The following is a 20,558-nucleotide window of genomic DNA, read 5'->3' as shown; positions in this document are numbered from 1 at the left end:
AATCACTATTATTCTCATATTATCGGTATTGGCATGGATAAGCAAATTGATGTAGAAACAAGAGTCAGTCAAGACTTTGTGGAGAACATTTTTTCGGTTCACTACGGGCGTTGTCAATCACTAGTTAGCGAACCATTTTCAGGAATTCATATCGTAAGCGCTTTCGGACTCTCATCCCTCATCTTGAGGCGATGATACGATATTCCATTTTTTTACACCCAACCACCATCCCGGAGCGCCGACAACGCTTGATGGATCGGTGTCCCGGATGACCGCTGCAGACACGGTAGATTCTGACACACCACATCTGCCCATAACCGTCCGGCCTTCCGTTTGGCCTGTTCGATCCGCTTGGACTTTGTTGAGGCCGAGGCCGCCGTTCGGGTCTCTTCTTCCTCCACCAACTGCCCATTTCTCCGCCAAATCCCGTCGATTCGGGCCGCCATCGCCCTCAGAAACGCCCGAAGCCCTTGGTCTTTCCAGCTGCGGCGGGATTTCACCCGATGCGCAAACCGGCTCATCACGCTCTCGGCGTGGCCCATCGGACGCATGCCGGTCGTCTCCACCCCTTGCTCCGACAGCCACTCCCGATAGTCCCGGATGCATCCCGGCATCGACTCGATCCGGCGGATCATGGCAGCCATCTGCTTCTCTTTCGCTTCGTCCTCCAACGTGCCGACCGCGCTGTTCAGCTCCACGAGAAGCCCCTCTTCGTCTTGTTTCGCCAGCTTCTTCCGCACCTCCCGCCAACGCGGATGGCCGGACAGACACTGACGCAGCTCCCGCGCCACATGAAATCGATCCAGCTGAAAGCACGCCCGCTTCCCAAAATACTCCCGGCAGGCCGTGATCCACGACGCCGCGTCGCCGTTGATGATCAACAGGTCCCGGCACGGATCATAGGCATATTCGTTCATCAGCCACTCTTCGAACCGTTCCCACACGTCTCCCTCCCCTTCATGGAGGTAGTGGCGCCGGTTCACGAGCTCGAGCTGCGAACCGTTTCGTTTCCATCCCTCGTGAACCGCCAGGATTTTCTCTTCTTTCGCCCGTTTCCCTTTCCCCTGGCGGGAAATAAACAGTCCATCCGCCTCCACAAACAGCACCCGGCCGTGCCGTTGGGAAACAGGGCGGTGCAGCGAGACAGGGGCCTCCAGCACCAGTTGGCGAATCGCCTCGTGGCTCATGACCGCATACCCCACGATCGACTCCAACGTACGGGCCGCTTTGCGGTAGGAAGAGCACTCTACGGCCAACTCGACCGCCGTTTCCTCGAGGCAAGGACTAATCGATCGGGCCCCATCAAAGCCTAATTCGGCATCCAGCAAGAAGGTATAGTTCCCCGTTTGCCGGTCATAGTAGTCGTTCCGTCGAAACGTCACTTCTCCAAACAGCGTTTGGATCGTAGTCGGCCGTTTGTCTTTCAGCTGATACCGGCGCTTGTCCCGCGCTTCCGCCAGTTGTTGATCAATCTCCTCCAAAAGGGCCGCCAACAAGACAGCGAACACCATGTTTCATGGACTCTCTCCCTCCTGTTTTCGGTTGATGTTGACAATCACCATCATAGCAGGGAGAGAGTCCTTTTTGCATGACATTTGCTTTTTTCTACCGCGCTTCGCTTGGTGGCCCCGACGAGCGTCGCGAACAAAAGTTCGCAACCCTCGTCGGGGATCATTTCGGAATGTCACCCACAAATATTTTACTCACACGATCACTCCTCTTCTCAACTATTCATCTTCCCGATGCCTTTCATATGACTGTCTGATCAGAAACATCGCATAGTCGATTTCATCTAAAGAAGAAACGCCAAATTCAACGTCACCGTTCCCCCAACGACCGAGGTTACTCACATCTTTACAAATACCTCGAGGATCCTGTATTTCATCGAATGGCATATTTAAGCTTAACCGCAGTCTGCTTTTCTGCGGCACAATATCGACGAAGTTTGTTGACATCTTAAAAGCAATGTATAACTTTTTGAACTCCATGCGAACCGAGCTGTCCAGGTTACAAATTCGTTTGCTCAATTCCTCGAATAACGCCAACATATCTCCCTGTAATTCAGGGTGATCGGCAATCGTATAAGTCACACTATCATTTTCGGAGCCTTTCTTTCGGTATTTAGCCAGAATATCATCCGATAGCTGTGGGTATTCCCAGACTTTTAACGCCAAATTTGCAAGAAGCTCTGCACGTTTGAGGATTGCCTCCTCATTCCAAGTTTCAAGTTTGGCTAGTTCTCTGTTTAACCTCAGCGGGCTGTCTGCAAACCCGCCTTCCATATCCCGTTTTTCCTTAAACGGCCGATCACCGAGCTCGGAATTATATCGGGTCAGTGTCAGGTTGCCCAGCGTATGAAGATACGTTTTGTGCACCTCTTCCCAATTTGGCCCCCAAATCCCGTCTCCACTCTGGAGACAAGTTTGGATTTTGCGGCATGATGTGTTCAATCGTATAGGCTTCGATATCAATAATCTCTTTCCGATTGAAATTTTCCAGCTTCCGAAGCAGGTAATTTCGATTACGGAAATTATACACATCCTTAATCATGAGTTCCCGCTTGAACTCCTCATCGGTCGGAAACCGTTTATAGGAATCTTTGAGCAAAAACGCCGCCCGCACGCTTTCCACATAATTCGCCTTGTCGATCTCTTTGCTGAGGGTCGCAAACGTTTTGTTCAATGAATTGGTCGGAACCCCGCAAACCGCTCTGCGGAAAACGTAAGCTTCAACAAGCTTTAGGATTTCGATAAATTCCGATTTTGATAAAATTTGACGCTCATAGTCGTCATATACCTCAAGCAAGAACGGATACGAGACATCGACCTTTAGCGTATTGATATCTTTAAGCACTTCATTGATTTCTTTATCCTTTTCCGTCTGGAACACGAGCTTTACGAAATACTGGGAATATCGATAAATGTCCTCGACAATTTGTTGAACACTCAGTTCACTATGCTGAAATACGTATTCCTTAAAGCTGGAATATACTTCTTGAATGTTTGGAATTCGCCCCGTTTTCACCGTTAAATAGTCACGCATAAATCGGTCAAACAAAGCGGAATTTGTCAGATTCCCGAAGCTTTTTTCCATCGGATACCAGTATTCCCTGTACAGTTCCGCTTGCTCTTTCGGCTCCAGTTTCATCAAAACGAAGTTTCGGATCAAATCGGCTTGCGACAGATCAAGCCCCGTTGAGTTAAGACTTTCAAAAATCAACTGTGGATTATCATGGTCACGATCCAACGAAATATCTACAATAATCAACTTGGAGATTCCCTTGTACAGCTTGTTCAGATCGATACCACTGTTTTTGATGGATTCCGCAAAAAAATTGTAGTTCTCGTACACTCTCGGGGAGTATTCTTCGGGGAGTGTTTTGTCTAAAATCAAGTTGATCAGCGTGTCCTTATCGCTCTCCGTCAAGATGAGTTTGTGATACAGTTCCCCCTCTTCTTCGCTGTTGACCAGATAGTAATTCATGATCTTCTTTTTCGTAATATCCAAGGATTGTCCGCTTTCCTCGATGGCTTTGCCCAACGCAAGCAACAGTAACGTCAACGTGGTCAATCGTTGCTGTCCATCAATGACGAGCAGTTGCGGAACGGATGATACTTGATATAACCCTTGTTCGATGTAGACAATCGAGCCAACAAAGTGGCCCTTGATCTTTTCGTCTTCCGCCGCTCTTACAATATCGTTCCAAAGCTGGCGACACTGCTTCATCGTCCAGCTATATTTTCGCTGATAAATCGGGATGATGAATTGTTTTGTGCCTTGCATAAATTTCAATAAATTGGTTTCTACCGCCTTCACTTGTCCCTCTCCTCATAAAAGAATTCCTTATTTCGAATATCCGCCCCTGATTTCCATTGGGGATCGTGATGAATGACATTCACTAATTCTTTATTAATTCTTCGGTTTCAGCAATCAGTTCCCGAAGGAATTCTACGGCTTTCTTTGTGCTTTTCTGGTCCGAGGAAAGCAACGTTATGATATTGTCTATCCTTTGCTTGTAATTGCGGGGTTTGGCACGAAAACCCTCAATCATCCGAACCGCTTTTTTCTCGTTGATGCAGTATTCTTCATTGATTGCAAAGATCACCTGATTCAAACACGAAATCGAGCGGAAGACATGACCCGCTACATAGGAAATGTCGTCCTTATCCACGCTATCCTCGGCGAACATCAAAGAAAAAGCGGCTTCAAACAAGAAAAAGCCCACAATCGCATCTTTTGACCGCTTTGGGGTAAGGTACCGTCTTCGCTTTTAATTTGGCAATTTGTTCAGTTGGGTCGGACAGGATTTGACAGATGGCGATTTCACCCATGTACATGACATTGAGATAAGCGTGCGGGTGACCCGTCTGATAATGGGCCGAAACCTTTCCTTGCAAGCATTCATCAATCACGCGGGCCACCCGATGGATGTCACGGAACAAAAAGTCAACATGATACCCTTGAACCACCAGCCATCCGCCGCCATTAACCCAGGGTCCCCATTGCCCTAGAGAAGTGATCAAATGTTCTCTGTGTTGATCATCGAGTCTTGTCGCGATTTTGCTCACTGCTTTGATATCAAAACCTGCCGATACATCGTAATAAATGCCAATATCAATATCGGAAGTCGAGTGATTTGTGCCCCTTGCTCTTGAACCACCCAAAACGACCCCCACAACGCCAGGTATTCCGTTTAGTTCATGGCTTATTTGTTCAATTACCTTTTAGACGGTCAATAGGCTCAACTCCTTTGCTGTGCTTTCTGCAAATCATTTTATCACAACCATAACAGAAAAACTAATGTTCTATCCCCTTCCCCCCTGCCCCCTTTCGCAAACCAACCGCAAGAGTCCGATCAACCCATTTTGATTTCCCTACTATGTTAAGGGAAATTAATTCATGTCCATCCCACTCAAGCTCCACCAAGGCCTCCAATCCCTTGCTGTACAAGGGTTTCAGGACTTGAGGAACGAGTTGGTACAAAATGCCAGGAAAATAAAAAGTGTCCGCCAAATTGGAAGAATTTAGGGAAAAGTTGACAGGGGGCTCAAAAATGGAACGTTGGGAAATGTCCAGGGAAATCATTTGAGTGAACAAATGGAGAAGCTCAATCGGAACATAGCGGGAGGGGGTATATTGGGAAACTGCTTGATAGACCAATGTTCTTTCCTTTCCCCTTTCCCCTGTACCACTTTCAACAAAAGAAGAAGCCAAGCATGAATCAGGGCAAAACCCTAACCACGCTCGGCTTCGTGGACATTATTTATTTTCCTTGGACAGATTTTATTTTCTCAGGACAGGATTTATTTGACGGTAATAACAGCCTTTCCGACCAATGAACCGCTTACTCCACCGTCACGCTCTTCGCCAAGTTGCGCGGTTTGTCGACGTCGCAGCCGCGGTGCAAGGCGGCATAGTAGGCGATCAGCTGCAACGGCACGACGGAGACAAGCGGCGTAAGATCCGGATGGACAGCCGGGATGATGAAGCGGTCGCCGTCGCCTTCCAGGCCGCGCATCGAGATGACGCACGGGTTCGCGCCGCGGGCGACGACTTCTTTTACGTTGCCGCGAATGCTTAAGTTGACGTGCTCTTGGGTGGCGAGGGCGATGACCGGCGTGCCGTCCTCAATCAAGGCGATCGTGCCGTGTTTCAGCTCGCCGCCGGCGAACCCTTCCGCTTGAATGTACGAGATCTCCTTCAGCTTCAGCGCGCCTTCTAGGCAGACATAGTAGTCAACGGCGCGGCCGATGAAGAAGCAGTTGCGCGTCAGCGTCAAGTAGTCGCTTGCGATTTTCTCCATTTCTTCTTTCGCATCACACAGCATTTCCATCACATTGGCGACGATGGCAAGCTCTTTCGTCAAGTCAAAGTCCAGCTCAAAGCCTTTCGCTTTCGCCGCCGCGGCGGCCAAAATCGCAAGCACAGCAATTTGCGCCGTATAGGCTTTTGTCGAGGCAACGGCGATTTCCGGACCGGCGTGCAACAGGAGCGTATAATCGGCTTCCCGCGACAGCGTCGAACCTGGGACGTTCGTGATCGTAATCGCTTTATAGCCGAGTTTGTTCGTTTGCACGAGCACGGCGCGGCTGTCGGCCGTTTCGCCGCTTTGCGAGATAAAGATGAAGAGCGGCTTTTCCGACAACAGCGGCATGTTGTACGAAAATTCGCTGGCGATATGCACTTCCACCGGAATTTTCGCCCACGATTCGATCAACTGCTTGCCGACGAGACCTGCATGGTAGCTCGTTCCGCACGCGACAATGTACAGGCGGTCAGCGTTCAGCACTTCGTTGATGATCGCTTGGTCAATCGTCAATCCGCCGTTTTCGTCTTGGTATTTTTGAATGATGCGGCGGATGACGAACGGCTGCTCATCAATTTCTTTCAACATGTAATGCGGATACGTCCCTTTTTCAATGTCGCTCGCATCGAGCTCAGCCGTAAATGGCTTCCGTTCGACTGTTTCGCCGTTGAGCGTTTGAATCGTGACGTTCTCGCTCGTGACGATAACGAGCTCCCCATCCATCAGTTCGACGAATTGATTCGTCACTTGAAGCATCGCCATCGCGTCGCTCGCCACAACGTTAAATCCATCGCCCAAGCCGACGAGAAGCGGGCTTTTGTTTTTCGCCGCATAGATGGTGTTTTCGTCTTGCGCATCGATCATGGCGATGGCGTACGATCCTTTTAGCAGCGAGAGCGTTTTTCGGAACGCCTCTTCCGTTGCCAGTCCGTCGTTGACGAACTTCTCCACGAGCTGAACGATCACTTCCGTGTCCGTGTCGCTTTGAAACGCAACATCGGCTAAATAATCGCGCTTGACCATTTCATAGTTTTCAATGACACCGTTATGCACGAGCGTAAAACGGCCTGAAGCGCTTTGATGCGGGTGGGCGTTCACTCGGCTTGGCGCCCCGTGTGTCGCCCAGCGTGTATGGCCAATGCCGACCGTCGCGTTGACGTTCGGGTCGACGATGCGGCGCAAATCAGCAATCCGTCCTTTTTCCTTAAACACATGCACGCCGCTTTCGTTCAACACAGCGATCCCCGCCGAATCGTAGCCGCGATACTCGAGTTTTTCCAATCCGCGCAATAAAATTTCCTTCACATCTTGATAACCGATATAGCCAACAATGCCGCACATGGCAAATGTTCCTCCTTTTCATCTTGGAGGCTGCCGCTAATGAGATCCTTCCATGTTCAGTTGTCAAAGAACAACGGGGCCTCACCGTCAATGCGGCAGACTCCCCTTTCGATTTGCGCGATGACATCCTCCCCTTTGTGCAAAGGGTCGCCCCTTTGTTTTAAGAGAGGACTTGCGGCTGTCATCGCTCCAGCCGGGAGGCATCCGCCGAAAACCTCGATAAACCTCCTCCTCGTCAACTAAGCGTTCTTCCGTCCAACGCTTAGTCCAGGCGCTTTTGTCGTCAAAACGATTGCAACAACCAACCACCTTTTTGCTTTGTTGGCCATGCCCACGGTTGCGGCAAGCCATCACTTCACCATGTTCCGCTCTTCGCCCTTCCATCGCCTCCTTTCAAGAAAAAGGCAACAACGTTAATATTACAGGACATTCCCAGCGGCGTCAACTATCATCTATCCATCCCTTTATATAAAATAACCTATGCATAAACGGAAGCGAACGTTCCGTCTATGCATAGGGTGGTTGTCCAAGCGGTCGGTTATTCCACTCCCATTTCACGGCGGACGACATCCGCGATCCGCTCAACGTAGGCGCGGCACGCTTCCTCGGTTTGGGCCTCCGCCATAATGCGCACAAGAGGCTCAGTCCCCGATGGGCGGACAAGAACGCGGCCATTGCCGTTCATCTCTGCCTCCACTTCCTGGATCACTTTTTTCACTTGTTCGTTTTCCATTGCTTTTTCCTTATCGGCCACCCGGACGTTCACAAGCAGCTGCGGGTATTTTTTCATTTCCCCCGCCAATTCGGAAAGCGGCTTGCCTTTGATTTTCATGATGTTGACAAGCTGGAGCGCCGTCAACATTCCGTCCCCCGTCGTGTTGTAGTCAAGGAAGATGATATGTCCGGACTGCTCGCCGCCGAGATTATAGCCGTTCTTCTTCATTTCCTCGACGACATAGCGGTCGCCGACCGCCGTTTGTACACTTTTGATTCCCTGCGCCTCAAGCGCCTTGTAAAACCCAAGGTTGCTCATGACGGTTGAGACGACGGTTTGGTGCTTGAGGCGGCCGGTTTCTTTTAAATATTTGGCGCAAATGTACATAATTTGGTCGCCATCGACGATGTTGCCGTTCTCATCGACGGCAATGAGACGGTCGCCGTCGCCGTCAAAGGCGAGCCCGACATCGGCTCCTTTTTCTTTGACAAATGCGGCGAGCGCTTCCGGATGGGTGGACCCGACCCCTTCGTTAATGTTGAGCCCATTGGGCGACGCCCCCATTGTCACGACATCCGCATCCAAATCGGCAAACAAGTACGTCGCCAGCGATGACGTCGCCCCGTGCGCGCAGTCGAGGGCGATTTTCATCCCGGAAAAATCTTCTTCATCAATCGTTTGTTTTAAATACTGCAAGTACTTTTGTCCGCCTTCGAAATAGTCGTTTACTTGCCCAAGCCCAGCCCCGATCGGCCGCGGCAGCATATCCTCCGCGCTGTCGATCAGCGCCTCAATTTCCGCTTCCTGCTCATCCGACAGCTTGAACCCGTCCGGACCGAAAAATTTAATGCCGTTATCTTGCACCGGGTTGTGGGAGGCGGAAATCATAATGCCGGCCTGCGCTCCAAGCGCCTTCGTCAAATAGGCGACGCCTGGCGTGGAAATGACGCCAAGGCGCATCACTTCCGCCCCGATCGACAAAAGCCCGGCGACAAGGGCGCCTTCCAACATATGGCCGGAAATGCGGGTGTCGCGCCCGATCAGTACTTTCGGGCGCTCAGCGCTTTTGGTCAGCACGTATCCGCCGCAGCGGCCGATTTGAAACGCCAACTCTGGCGTCAATTCACGATTTGCGACTCCACGTACACCATCAGTGCCAAAATATTTGCCCATTCGGTCACTCTCTCCTTACTTGTACAATTTATTGTGCAACTGCTTTTTCGCTAATGTGAACCATCGCCGTTTCTGATGACGGCTGCCATTGGACTTGTTTAGGGTGGTTCCATTGAATGGGAACTTGATGTTCGCCGGTGTCAAGTCCACCGACATCGACATACAAACGAATATCGTCTTTTGTCAACCCGCGGACGACATCGGGCGGACCGACAAGGCGAACCGTAATTTTGCCTTCAAGCGGTTTGACAAATTCAGCTTTGTATGAATCCGGCAAGCCGACGACGGCGATCGGCACGTCTTTCCACGTTTGCGTGATGTCTTTTTCCACATCAATATGCACCTTGATTTTGTCTGGATCGACGTTTTTTGCGCCATCAGGGAGCGGAGCGTCAAGTTCTACCGTCGCATCGTCGGTAATGTCGTCCAAATCAACGGTCAATCCTTCCAGCTTGTCAATATGGTTCAACACTTCCTTCGGTCCATAAATCGTCACTCGATCCGGCTCCGGCGTGATGCTGACAAGATGCACACCATCCGGCAACTCCCCAGTTGTTCGCACTTGAACCGGCACCGTCTTGCTCGGGCTTTTCACCGGCACGGTTACTTCCACCGACGATGGCTCTGGCTCAATATCCAACTCATTTCCCCGTCGATCGTACACCCGAACGCGCGCTTCTCTCGTCAGCGTTTCCGTCGCCCCATCTAAGTCGACGATGGCTTTGACAAACGCAATCTCGTCGATTAGTTCCTTCGCCCCGGTAATCGTCACGGCATCTGGTTTCACAGTCGGTTCTCCAACGGAATAGCCATCCGGCATTTTGTTTCGATTGAAAAATTCGACGCCGACCGAAAAGCGTTTCGATACTTTTTCACGGATCGTCACTTTCACTGAAGCCGGCTGGATATTCACCTTCAGCTTTTCCGAGATGTCCTTGTATTTGATCGGCACCGTGTATGTCCCTAACGGCAATTCCGTTAAATCGACATACACCTCGAAATTTCGCTGCAGAGCCGTCGGTTTGACGATGCTTGCCGGGCCTTGGAGCGTAACGTTCACGTATTTCGGGACGCCAGAATACGACCAAGTTGTCTTCATCATAGTAAGCGACCACCGGAATATCGATCAACGTTTCCGTATCTTCCTGGCCAAACGTGTTGCGCGTTTCACCGGTTTTCGCCCCGACATTGGCCGACATATACAGCATAATCGCCAGCAATAAAGAGACGACACGAATAAACCAAGGATGGTCCATCAACTTATCCATGTTTCTTCCCCCTCCACTGCCAACGGGAAGAAGCGGACGCCTTCGTCGCAGGAGCAAGTTCCCCCGTTAACAGCTCCCGAAACTCATCGATCGTTAAATCACGGTACAGCTCGCCGTTTTTCGTCAACGATACTGCTCCCGTCTCTTCCGACACGACGACGGTGACGCTGTCAGTCACTTCGCTGATGCCGAGCGCCGCCCGATGGCGCGTCCCGAGTTCCTTTGAAATGAACGGACTCTCCGATAGCGGCAAATAACAAGCGGCCGCAGCGATTTGATTTTTTTGAATAATCACCGCTCCGTCATGAAGCGGGGTGTTCGGAATGAAAATATTAATGAGCAGCTCCGGCGATACATGTGCGTTAAGCGTAATCCCCGTTTCCACATAATCACCCATTCCGGTTTCCCGCTCGATCGAAATGAGCGCCCCGATGCGCCGCTTCGCCATATACTCCGTGGCTTTGACGATGGCTTCCACCATCTGCAGCCGTTCCTCGTCTTCATTGACTGTGCTGCGTGTAAACAGCCGTCCACGGCCAAGCTGCTCGAGGGCGCGCCGCAATTCCGGCTGAAAAATAATGATGATCGCGAGAAATCCCCAAATGATCGCCTGATCCATCAGCCATTGCAGCGTTGTCAAACCGAGATAATTGCTCACGAAACGAACCAAAATAATTAAAAAAATGCCTTTTAACAGCTGAATGGCCTTCGTCCCGCGAATCATCATGATCAACTTGTAAATCACATACCAAACGACAAGGATATCAACCACTTTTAACAAATATGACACGATGGGGAGCTCTTCGAAGGACATCTTCACACTTCCTTTATCTCTAATTCCAACCTTCCGATGGTCATGGAAAAAGCCATCGGACGATGGCTGCCATCATTCAAGGGATTGGAGCGCATGGTGAACCCTCTCTTTAATATTATACCAAATCCATTCAAACACTTGATTAATTTCTTCTACTTCCCCGGTTACTTGTCCAGCAGACGCCATATATTTCTTCCCGTGGATCACCGTCACATCCCCATCGACCGTTCCTTCAATCCGAATCGATCCATTGCGAACTGTAATATCCCCTTTAACTGTTTGCCCTTCCGGCACGATCACTGTATGATCGCGGATGATGACATGTTCATCAGCTGAGACGGAAAACGCGCCTCTTTCCCCCCATGAAGAAGCTAAGCTGCCGAAAGTGAGCGCTAAAAACAACGAGGCAGCCGTAAGCAGCGGGTGGCGATGCAGGAAGCGGCGCAGCCGCGCGGTCTTTCTCTCTTTCGGCATCGCCTCCATAACCTTGGCTGCAAACGACGGCGGCGCCGCAACGTGGGCGGCATATTGGAGGAAAGCAACCGTCTTTTTCAGCTCGTGAAAATGGGCAGCGCACGCAGCGCACGAACGCAAATGTTCTTTCAGCTGCTGCTCTCCTTCTGGCTGGAGATCTCCATCAAAATAGCTGTGCATGAGCAACACGATTTCTTTCGGACATTCCATAGTCTCCCACCCTCTTATAAATGACCCAATTGCCTGCGCAACGCTTCGCGGCCGCGATGCAGCCGCGTTTTCACCGTGCCGACCGGCAACCCTAAAATCTCGCTAATCTCTTGCAACGACAAATCTTCCATATATTTCAACACGATCACGCTCCGGTATTTTTCCGGCAACTGCTCAATCGCTCGCTGCACCGTCTCTTGCAGCTCCAGGCTTTCCACTGCCTCCTCCGGGGATGTTTCGCGGGAAGGAAGCTGCGCCTGCATCGTCAATCCGTCCGTACCGTTTAGTTCTTCATCCAAATACACATCAGGCTTCCGTTTCCGCAGCTTATCGATCGTTAAATTCGTCGCAATCCGGTACAGCCATGTGGAAAATTTCATTTCCGGGTTGTACGTATCAATATGGACATAAGCGCGGATGAATGCCTCTTGTGCCGCATCTTCCGCCTCGTGCCGGTTGCCGAGCATTCGATAACAAAGGCGGTAAATCTTGTCCTTATACAAATCGACAAGATCCGCGTATGCGTTTTGATCCCCTTTTTGGATCGCCTTAATTCTCTTTTTAATAAATAGATCCATAAAATACAATACCCCCGCCTCACGGCTTACTGTATATTACGGCGCTCGATCAAGAAAAGTTTCATGCAACATATTTATTGTATCATACAACTGAAAAAGAGGAGACACCAAACAAATGGCAGCCCCTCTTTCACAAACAGCGGGAACAAATCATCATCATATCCGTGAATCCCGCAACCAACCCTCTTTGCTCACATGCATTAAATGAGTTTTTCACCAAACAACGACCCCATCAGCGCTACAGCCACTGATGCTGTTTTGTTCCGCTCATCCAAGATCGGGTTCACTTCGACAAATTCCGCTGAAGTGATGATTTGTGCTTCGGCCAGCATCTCCATCGCCAAATGGCTTTCGCGGTATGTCAATCCTCCAATGACAGGCGTCCCAACCCCCGGTGCGTCGCTTGGGTCAAGGCCATCCAAGTCAAGCGACAAATGGACGCCATCCGTTCGCTCTTTCAAATACGCGATCGTCTCTTCCATCACTTTCGTCATCCCAAGGCGGTCAACCTCATGCATCGTGTAAATTTTGATTCCTTTTTCGCGAATAAACCGCTTCTCTCCCTCATCAAGCGAACGGACTCCAATCAATACGACATGTTCCGGCTTGATTTTGGGGCTGTATCCACCGATTCCCGTCAGCGCCGGATGGCCAAACCCGAGGCTCGCCGCCAGCGGCATGCCATGAATGTTTCCAGACGGCGACGTCTCCTCCGTATTGACGTCACCGTGCGCGTCATACCAGATCACTCCAAGCCGCTCATAATGTTTCGCCACCCCGGCGAGCGTGCCAATGGCGATGCTATGGTCGCCGCCCAGCACAAGTGGGAAGCGCCCCCGCTGAACGACTTGGTCAACCGCCGCCGCGAGTTTCTCATTCGCCTCCGCAACCGCTTTCAAATTGCGCAACCGCGAATCCCCTTGCTCGGACAACCGCTCTGCTTTCCCAATTGGAATATCTCCCAAATCTTCAATATCGTAATGAAGACGTTCCAGACGTTCGATGATGCCTGCATAACGCATCGCGCTCGGCCCCATATCAACGCCGCGGCGTGTCTGCCCTAAATCCATCGGAACCCCGATAATTGAAATTGGCTTCATGCTGTCTCCCACTCCTTTCGTTACGTCTTTATTGTAGAGGAAAGAAAGGGGATGACTCAACTTGACAAAATTTTGAATATTTATACCGATATAACAAAAAAGAGCAGACTGCTTGTGGTTGTCAAGCAGTCTGCTCTTGATGGAGCCTATCGGGATCGAACCGATGACCTCCTGCGTGCAAAGCAGGCGCTCTCCCAGCTGAGCTAAGGCCCCGCCCAAGCGGAAGACGGGACTCGAACCCGCGACCCCCACCTTGGCAAGGTGGTGTTCTACCACTGAACTACTTCCGCGCTATGGTGAGCCATGGAGGACTCGAACCTCCGACCCTCTGATTAAAAGTCAGATGCTCTACCTACTGAGCTAATGGCTCATGGTTAGGTATACACTCACAGTGAACGATGTCCCTTCCTCTACTAGCATATTCGAAGATGTCAGATGCGTCGGGACAACTCGTAGCAAACTCGATGATGTAACGCTCGTTGCTCTACCTACTGAGCTAATGGCTCATGGGTTCAATAACACTCCGAGACAACGATGCCCCTTCCTCTACAAGCTTATTCGAAGATGTCAAGTGCGTCGGGGCAACTCGAAGCAAATTCGAAGATGCAACGCTCGTTGCTCTACCTACTGAGCTAATGGCTCATGGTTAGGTATACACTCACAGTGAACGATGTCCCTTCCTCTACTAGCATATTCGAAGATGTCAGATGCGTCGGGACAACTCGTAGCAAACTCGATGATGTAACGCTCGTTGCTCTACCTACTGAGCTAATGGCTCATGGGTTCAATAACACTCCGAGACAACGATGCCCCTTCCTCTACAAGCTTATTCGAAGATGTCAAGTGCGTCGGGGCAACTCGAAGCAAATTCGAAGATGTAGCGCTCGTTGCTGAACGAATGACCCATAGCATGTAAATTTTATGTACAAAAAAATAATGGCTGGGCTAGCTGGATTCGAACCAGCGCATCACGGAGTCAAAGTCCGTTGCCTTACCGCTTGGCTATAGCCCAACGCTGTGAAACGATTCGATATCCAGTAATTATTATGTCACTGTTGCAATGTGGCTATACATTTTCAAATCAACCGCCCTTCGAAGGGCGGTTGATTTGAACGAAAGTGACCCGTACGGGATTCGAACCCGTGTTACCGCCGTGAAAGGGCGGTGTCTTAACCACTTGACCAACGGGCCAGTGAGAAATGGAGCTTCCAACCGGGCTCGAACCGGTGACCTCTTCCTTACCATGGAAGTGCTCTACCTACTGAGCTATGGAAGCATAAAAATGGCTCCGCAAGTAGGATTCGAACCTACGACCTACCGGTTAACAGCCGGTTGCTCTACCGCTGAGCTATTGCGGAATGATGAATAAACTATATGTCATGCACATCTTCTCAATGTGCTTGTTGCCTCTTCCTCTGCCAACTAATTCAAGGAAGCGAGATGCGTCGAGGCAATTTGAAATAAAAGTCCAACATGCTAAAAATCAGTGTCCCTTCCTCTGCCAGCCAATTCATAAAGAGTCAGATACGTCGGGACAACTCAAAGTAAATTCAAAGTAAATTCAACGATGCTAAAGCTCGTCGCTGAGCTATTGCGAAGTGAATAACATTGCCTAGCAGCGACCTACTCTTGCAGGGGCGTTGGCCCCAACTACCATCGGCGCTGGAGGGCTTAACTTCCGTGTTCGGGATGGGAACGGGTGTTTCCCCTCCGCTATCACCACTAGGCAATGGATGATCGATTTGCTTTAGACAATAATTATTATATCCACCCTGCTTTATTTGTCAACAGGAAGTTCATTCCTTCAAAACTAGATAACCGTCGGAAGAAGCCGGGGCGCTTTCACTTTTCATTGTCTAGCTCCGGCTCGCCGCCGCTCGGGGTCAAATAACCTTCCCCCTCGGGGTGCTAGCACCCCTGCGGGTGAAGAACATTTGCCCGTCGCGGCGAACCGCTCGCCTGCGCTTTTCTAGGTTAAGCCCTCGATCGATTAGTATCCGTCAGCTCCACGTGTCGCCACGCTTCCACCTCGGACCTATCGACCTCGTCATCTTCGAGGGATCTTACCCGCCTGACGCGGTGGGAAATCTCATCTTGAGGGGGGCTTCACGCTTAGATGCTTTCAGCGCTTATCCCGTCCGCACATAGCTACCCAGCGGTGCCCCTGGCGGGACAACTGGTACACCAGCGGTGCGTCCATCCCGGTCCTCTCGTACTAAGGACAGCTCCTCTCAAATTTCCTGCGCCCGCGACGGATAGGGACCGAACTGTCTCACGACGTTCTGAACCCAGCTCGCGTACCGCTTTAATGGGCGAACAGCCCAACCCTTGGGACCGACTACAGCCCCAGGATGCGATGAGCCGACATCGAGGTGCCAAACCTCCCCGTCGATGTGGACTCTTGGGGGAGATCAGCCTGTTATCCCCGGGGTAGCTTTTATCCGTTGAGCGATGGCCCTTCCATGCGGAACCACCGGATCACTAAGCCCGACTTTCGTCCCTGCTCGACCTGTCCGTCTCGCAGTCAAGCTCCCTTATGCCTTTGCACTCTCCGAATGATTTCCAACCATTCTGAGGGAACCTTTGGGCGCCTCCGTTACCTTTTGGGAGGCGACCGCCCCAGTCAAACTGCCCACCTGACACTGTCTCCCACCCCGCTAAGGGGTGCGGGTTAGAACTTCAATACCGCCAGGGTGGTATCCCACCGCCGCCTCCACCGAAGCTGGCGCTCCGGCTTCCCAGGCTCCCACCTATCCTGTACAAGCGATACCAAAATTCCATATCAGGCTGCAGTAAAGCTCCACGGGGTCTTTCCGTCCTGTCGCGGGTAACCTGCATCTTCACAGGTAGTATAATTTCACCGGGTCTCTCGTTGAGACAGCGCCCAAGTCGTTACACCTTTCGTGCGGGTCGGAACTTACCCGACAAGGAATTTCGCTACCTTAGGACCGTTATAGTTACGGCCGCCGTTTACTGGGGCTTCGGTTCGCACCTTCGCTTCCGCTAAGCGCTCCCCTTAACCTTCCAGCACCGGGCAGGTGTCAGCCCCTATACGTCGCCTTTCGGCTTCGCAGAGACCTGTGTTTTTGATAAACAGTCGCTTGGGCCTTTTCACTGCGGCTCGTTCGGGCTCTTCACCCAAACGAGCACCCCTTCTCCCGAAGTTACGGGGTCATTTTGCCGAGTTCCTTAACGAGAGTTCTCCCGCGCGCCTTAGGATTCTCTCCTCGCCTACCTGTGTCGGTTTGCGGTACGGGCACCTCTTCCCTCGCTAGAGGCTTTTCTTGGCAGTGTGAAATCGGGGACTTCCGGATGACTCCGTCGCCATCACCGCTTGGCCTTACAATCCGCGGATTTGCCTACGGATCAGCCTTGCGGCTTGGACAGGCTCTTCCAGCCGCCTGCTCGCCCTATCCTCCTGCGTCCCCCCATCGCTCAAACGGGAAGGAGGTGGTACAGGAATCTCAACCTGTTGTCCATCACCTACGCCTTTCGGCCTCGGCTTAGGTCCCGACTAACCCTGAGCGGACGAACCTTCCTCAGGAACCCTTAGGCTTTCGGCGCAGAGGATTCTCACCTCTGTTTTCGCTACTCATACCGGCATTCTCACTTCTAAGCGCTCCACCAGTCCTTCCGGTCTGGCTTCAACGCCCTTAGAACGCTCCCCTACCGATGACCAACGGTCATCCCGCAGCTTCGGCGGCACGTTTAGCCCCGGTACATTTTCGGCGCAGAGTCACTCGACCAGTGAGCTATTACGCACTCTTTAAATGGTGGCTGCTTCTAAGCCAACATCCTGGTTGTCTTTGCAACTCCACATCCTTTTCCACTGAACGTGCACTTTGGGGCCTTAGCTGGCGATCTGGGCTGTTTCCCTCTCGACCACGGATCTTATCACTCGCAGTCTGACTCCCGGGCATAAGTCGTTGGCATTCGGAGTTTGACTGGGTTCGGTAACCCGATGAGGGCCCCTAGCCCAATCAGTGCTCTACCTCCAACACTCTCCATCCCGAGGCTAGCCCTAAAGCTATTTCGGGGAGAACCAGCTATCTCCAAGTTCGATTGGCATTTCACCCCTACCCACACCTCATCCCCGCACTTTTCAACGTGCGTGGGTTCGGGCCTCCAGCCGGTGTTACCCGGCCTTCACCCTGGACATGGGTAGATCACCTGGTTTCGGGTCGACGACGACGTACTTTTCGCCCTGTTCAGACTCGCTTTCGCTGCGGCTCCGCCTCTTCGGCTTAACCTCGCACGCCATCGTCACTCGCCGGTTCATTCTACAAAAGGCACGCCATCACGCATGAACGCGCTCTGACTACTTGTAGGCACACGGTTTCAGGTTCTCTTTCACTCCCCTTCCGGGGTGCTTTTCACCTTTCCCTCACGGTACTGGTGCACTATCGGTCACTAGGGAGTATTTAGCCTTGGGAGATGGTCCTCCCTGCTTCCGACGGGATTTCCCGTGTCCCGCCGTACTCAGGATCCGCTCGGGAGGGAACGAAGTTTCGACTACAGGGCTGTCACCTTCTCTGGCCGGCCGTTCCAGACCGGTTCGTCTACCCCGTTCCTTTCTCACTCCCACAATGAGCGGTCCTACAACCCCAAGAGGCACGCCTCTTGGTTTGGGCTGTTCCCGTTTCGCTCGCCGCTACTCAGGGAATCGCGTTTGCTTTCTTCTCCTCCGGGTACTAAGATGTTTCAGTTCCCCGGGTGTGCCCTCCATGCCCTATGGATTCAGGCATGGATACTGCCCCATTACGGACAGTGGGTTCCCCCATTCGGACATCTCCGGATCAACGCTTGCTTACAGCTCCCCGGAGCGTTTCGGCGTTTGCCCCGTCCTTCATCGGCTCCTAGTGCCAAGGCATCCACCGTGCGCCCTTTCTAGCTTAACCTACAGCGCTCTCGGCTTCTTCCTTATTGTCTAGCGTCGGCTCGCCGCCGCTCGGGGTCAAATAACCTTCGCCTTCCGGGTGCAAGCACCCTTGCAGGCGAAGAACATTTGCCCATCGCGGCAACCCGCGAGCCTCCGCTTTTCCGGTTATCTAGTTTTCAAGGAACGATTTTTGTCATTGAGAGAACATGACTCGTTCCCTCAAAACTGAACGAAACGAAAGCGCTGTGTATCGACAGTTGGCCATTGCGACCTCCGCTTTTCGTCCTTAGAAAGGAGGTGATCCAGCCGCACCTTCCGGTACGGCTACCTTGTTACGACTTCACCCCAATCACTTGCCCCACCTTCGGCGGCTGGCTCCCTTGCGGGTTACCTCACCGACTTCGGGTGTTGCAAGCTCTCGTGGTGTGACGGGCGGTGTGTACAAGGCCCGGGAACGTATTCACCGCGGCATGCTGATCCGCGATTACTAGCGATTCCGGCTTCATGCAGGCGAGTTGCAGCCTGCAATCCGAACTGAGAGCGGCTTTTTGGGATTCGCTCCCCCTCGCGGGTTCGCAGCCCTTTGTACCGCCCATTGTAGCACGTGTGTAGCCCAGGTCATAAGGGGCATGATGATTTGACGTCATCCCCACCTTCCTCCGACTTGTCGCCGGCAGTCCCTCTAGAGTGCCCAACCGAATGCTGGCAACTAGAGGCGAGGGTTGCGCTCGTTGCGGGACTTAACCCAACATCTCACGACACGAGCTGACGACAACCATGCACCACCTGTCACCCTGTCCCCCCGAAGGGGGAACGCCCAATCTCTTGGGTTGTCAGGGGATGTCAAGACCTGGTAAGGTTCTTCGCGTTGCTTCGAATTAAACCACATGCTCCACCGCTTGTGCGGGCCCCCGTCAATTCCTTTGAGTTTCAGCCTTGCGGCCGTACTCCCCAGGCGGAGTGCTTATCGCGTTAGCTGCAGCACTAAAGGGTGTGACCCCTCTAACACTTAGCACTCATCGTTTACGGCGTGGACTACCAGGGTATCTAATCCTGTTTGCTCCCCACGCTTTCGCGCCTCAGCGTCAGGTGCAGGCCAGAGAGCCGCCTTCGCCACTGGTGTTCCTCCACATCTCTACGCATTTCACCGCTACACGTGGAATTCCGCTCTCCTCTCCTGCCCTCAAGTCCCCCAGTTTCCAATGACCCTCCACGGTTGAGCCGTGGGCTTTCACATCAGACTTAAGAGACCGCCTGCGCGCGCTTTACGCCCAATAATTCCGGACAACGCTCGCCCCCTACGTATTACCGCGGCTGCTGGCACGTAGTTAGCCGGGGCTTTCTCGTGAGGTACCGTCACCGCGCCGCCCTCTTCGAACGGCGCTCCTTCGTCCCTCACAACAGAGCTTTACGACCCGAAGGCCTTCTTCGCTCACGCGGCGTCGCTCCGTCAGGCTTTCGCCCATTGCGGAAGATTCCCTACTGCTGCCTCCCGTAGGAGTCTGGGCCGTGTCTCAGTCCCAGTGTGGCCGGTCACCCTCTCAGGCCGGCTACGCATCGTCGCCTTGGTGAGCCGTTACCTCACCAACTAGCTAATGCGCCGCGGGCCCATCCGCAAGTGACAGCCCAAAGGCCGCCTTTCAACCGAAGACCATGCGGTCTTCGGTGTTATCCGGTATTAGCTCCGGTTTCCCGGAGTTATCCCGGTCTTGCGGGCAGGTTGCCCACGTGTTACTCACCCGTCCGCCGCTGACCGAATCAAGGCAAGCCCCGATCCGGTCCGCTCGACTTGCATGTATTAGGCACGCCGCCAGCGTTCGTCCTGAGCCAGGATCAAACTCTCCAAAGAAAGTTGATTGGCTTTTGCTTCGGCCCATGCGGACCTCCGCTTTTCGTATTGTCCAGCTTCGGTCCGCCGCCGCTCGGGGTCAAATAACCTTCGCCTTCCGGGTGCAAGCACCCTTGCAGGCGAAGAACATTTGCCCGTCGCGGCGACCCGCGGACCTCCGCTTTTCGTCGCGCTTCGTTTCGTTCAGTTTTCAAGGAACGCTGTAAATTTCCCTTTGCAAACAGCTCTTTTATATTATCATAACACTTTTTTGATGTCAACCACTTTTTTGCTTCGCTGTTGCCAAACTGCTTTTCCGAACAGCGACGTTTAAAAATATACCACTTTACCTCCAAAAATGCAAGATAATAT

At 52.2% G+C, this 20,558-nt stretch carries 9 protein-coding genes, 7 tRNA genes, 3 rRNA genes and 3 pseudogenes; all 22 read right to left on the bottom strand.

Annotated elements, in window-relative coordinates:
• Positions 1 to 212: 212 nt before the first annotated feature.
• Positions 213 to 1,508 (bottom strand): annotated as a pseudogene (locus ACR1UW_RS02825) (ISLre2-like element ISGsp3 family transposase); the annotation flags it as partial.
• A 219-nt stretch (positions 1,509 to 1,727) separates the two neighbouring features.
• Positions 1,728 to 2,375, bottom strand: coding sequence for a DUF5655 domain-containing protein (locus tag ACR1UW_RS02820; protein ID WP_498934483.1), 648 nt, complete (start codon positions 2,373 to 2,375; stop codon positions 1,728 to 1,730).
• Positions 2,323 to 3,816, bottom strand: a complete 1,494-nt coding sequence (locus tag ACR1UW_RS02815; RefSeq protein ID WP_498934481.1) for a DUF262 domain-containing protein — start codon at positions 3,814 to 3,816, stop codon at positions 2,323 to 2,325. Before ACR1UW_RS02815 ends, ACR1UW_RS02820 begins: the two co-directional genes overlap by 53 nt.
• A gap of 82 nt (positions 3,817 to 3,898) precedes the next feature.
• A pseudogene (locus ACR1UW_RS02810) lies at positions 3,899 to 4,718 on the bottom strand (nucleotidyltransferase domain-containing protein).
• A 626-nt stretch (positions 4,719 to 5,344) separates the two neighbouring features.
• A complete protein-coding gene (glmS, locus tag ACR1UW_RS02805) occupies positions 5,345 to 7,147 on the bottom strand; it encodes a glutamine--fructose-6-phosphate transaminase (isomerizing) (RefSeq protein ID WP_498934479.1) in 1,803 nt (600 codons plus the stop codon).
• A gap of 538 nt (positions 7,148 to 7,685) precedes the next feature.
• Positions 7,686 to 9,035, bottom strand: coding sequence for a phosphoglucosamine mutase (glmM, locus tag ACR1UW_RS02800; protein WP_095858726.1), 1,350 nt, complete (start codon positions 9,033 to 9,035; stop codon positions 7,686 to 7,688).
• A gap of 28 nt (positions 9,036 to 9,063) precedes the next feature.
• A pseudogene (locus tag ACR1UW_RS02795) lies at positions 9,064 to 10,303 on the bottom strand (CdaR family protein).
• The gene (gene cdaA / locus ACR1UW_RS02790) at positions 10,296 to 11,117 is read right to left on the bottom strand and encodes a diadenylate cyclase CdaA (RefSeq protein ID WP_033011740.1); all 822 of its coding nucleotides are present in this window, start codon (positions 11,115 to 11,117) and stop codon (positions 10,296 to 10,298) included. The pseudogene ACR1UW_RS02795 and the gene cdaA overlap by 8 nt, the downstream one beginning before the upstream one ends.
• A gap of 72 nt (positions 11,118 to 11,189) precedes the next feature.
• Entirely contained in the window at positions 11,190 to 11,801 is a 612-nt protein-coding gene (gene rsiW / locus ACR1UW_RS02785) for an anti-sigma-W factor RsiW (protein WP_498934477.1), read from the bottom strand.
• A gap of 14 nt (positions 11,802 to 11,815) precedes the next feature.
• Complete coding sequence (gene sigW, locus ACR1UW_RS02780; RefSeq protein ID WP_498934475.1) at positions 11,816 to 12,379, bottom strand: RNA polymerase sigma factor SigW; 564 nt, start codon at positions 12,377 to 12,379, stop codon at positions 11,816 to 11,818.
• Positions 12,380 to 12,579: 200 nt separating this feature from the next.
• Positions 12,580 to 13,479 carry an arginase gene (gene rocF / locus ACR1UW_RS02775; RefSeq protein WP_498934473.1) on the bottom strand — a complete coding sequence of 300 codons (900 nt, stop codon included), beginning with the start codon at positions 13,477 to 13,479 and terminating at the stop codon, positions 12,580 to 12,582.
• A gap of 140 nt (positions 13,480 to 13,619) precedes the next feature.
• Positions 13,620 to 13,692 (bottom strand) — tRNA-Ala (locus ACR1UW_RS02770).
• A gap of 5 nt (positions 13,693 to 13,697) precedes the next feature.
• Positions 13,698 to 13,769, bottom strand: a tRNA-Gly gene (locus ACR1UW_RS02765).
• A gap of 4 nt (positions 13,770 to 13,773) precedes the next feature.
• Positions 13,774 to 13,849 (bottom strand) — tRNA-Lys (locus ACR1UW_RS02760).
• 567 nt (positions 13,850 to 14,416) lie between these two features.
• Positions 14,417 to 14,491, bottom strand: a tRNA-Gln gene (locus ACR1UW_RS02755).
• A 107-nt stretch (positions 14,492 to 14,598) separates the two neighbouring features.
• Positions 14,599 to 14,670 (bottom strand) — tRNA-Glu (locus tag ACR1UW_RS02750).
• A 9-nt stretch (positions 14,671 to 14,679) separates the two neighbouring features.
• Positions 14,680 to 14,755: transfer RNA gene (locus ACR1UW_RS02745), tRNA-Thr, on the bottom strand.
• 7 nt (positions 14,756 to 14,762) lie between these two features.
• Positions 14,763 to 14,837, bottom strand: a tRNA-Asn gene (locus ACR1UW_RS02740).
• Positions 14,838 to 15,089: 252 nt separating this feature from the next.
• Positions 15,090 to 15,206: ribosomal RNA gene (rrf, locus tag ACR1UW_RS02735) — 5S ribosomal RNA — on the bottom strand.
• 243 nt (positions 15,207 to 15,449) lie between these two features.
• A 23S ribosomal RNA gene (locus ACR1UW_RS02730) occupies positions 15,450 to 18,377 on the bottom strand.
• Positions 18,372 to 18,500: a hypothetical protein gene (locus ACR1UW_RS02725; RefSeq protein ID WP_268760403.1), complete on the bottom strand. Its 129-nt coding sequence runs from the start codon at positions 18,498 to 18,500 to the stop codon at positions 18,372 to 18,374. Before ACR1UW_RS02725 ends, ACR1UW_RS02730 begins: the two co-directional genes overlap by 6 nt.
• A 148-nt stretch (positions 18,501 to 18,648) precedes the next feature.
• Positions 18,649 to 20,207: ribosomal RNA gene (locus ACR1UW_RS02720) — 16S ribosomal RNA — on the bottom strand.
• The 16S, 23S and 5S rRNA genes sit together here with 4 tRNA genes alongside, the layout of an rRNA operon.
• Positions 20,208 to 20,558: the final 351 nt, after the last annotated feature.

It is taken from the genome of Geobacillus lituanicus, from assembly GCF_050994965.1.
GTDB classification, from domain to species: Bacteria; Bacillota; Bacilli; order Bacillales; family Anoxybacillaceae; genus Geobacillus; species Geobacillus stearothermophilus.
Note: the sequence above shows the minus strand (reverse complement) of the source record. Positions and strands in the feature narration are given on the sequence as shown.

Excerpts from the sequence above, each read along its gene's own strand:
- rsiW (WP_498934477.1), bottom strand. The coding sequence starts at position 11,801 with ATGGAATGTCCGAAAGAAATCGTGTTGCTCATGCACAGCTATTTTGAT.
- glmS (WP_498934479.1), bottom strand. The coding sequence starts at position 7,147 with ATGTGCGGCATTGTTGGCTATATCGGTTATCAAGATGTGAAGGAAATT.
- sigW (WP_498934475.1), bottom strand. The coding sequence starts at position 12,379 with ATGGATCTATTTATTAAAAAGAGAATTAAGGCGATCCAAAAAGGGGAT.
- glmM (WP_095858726.1), bottom strand. The coding sequence starts at position 9,035 with ATGGGCAAATATTTTGGCACTGATGGTGTACGTGGAGTCGCAAATCGT.
- cdaA (WP_033011740.1), bottom strand. The coding sequence starts at position 11,117 with ATGTCCTTCGAAGAGCTCCCCATCGTGTCATATTTGTTAAAAGTGGTT.
- rocF (WP_498934473.1), bottom strand. The coding sequence starts at position 13,479 with ATGAAGCCAATTTCAATTATCGGGGTTCCGATGGATTTAGGGCAGACA.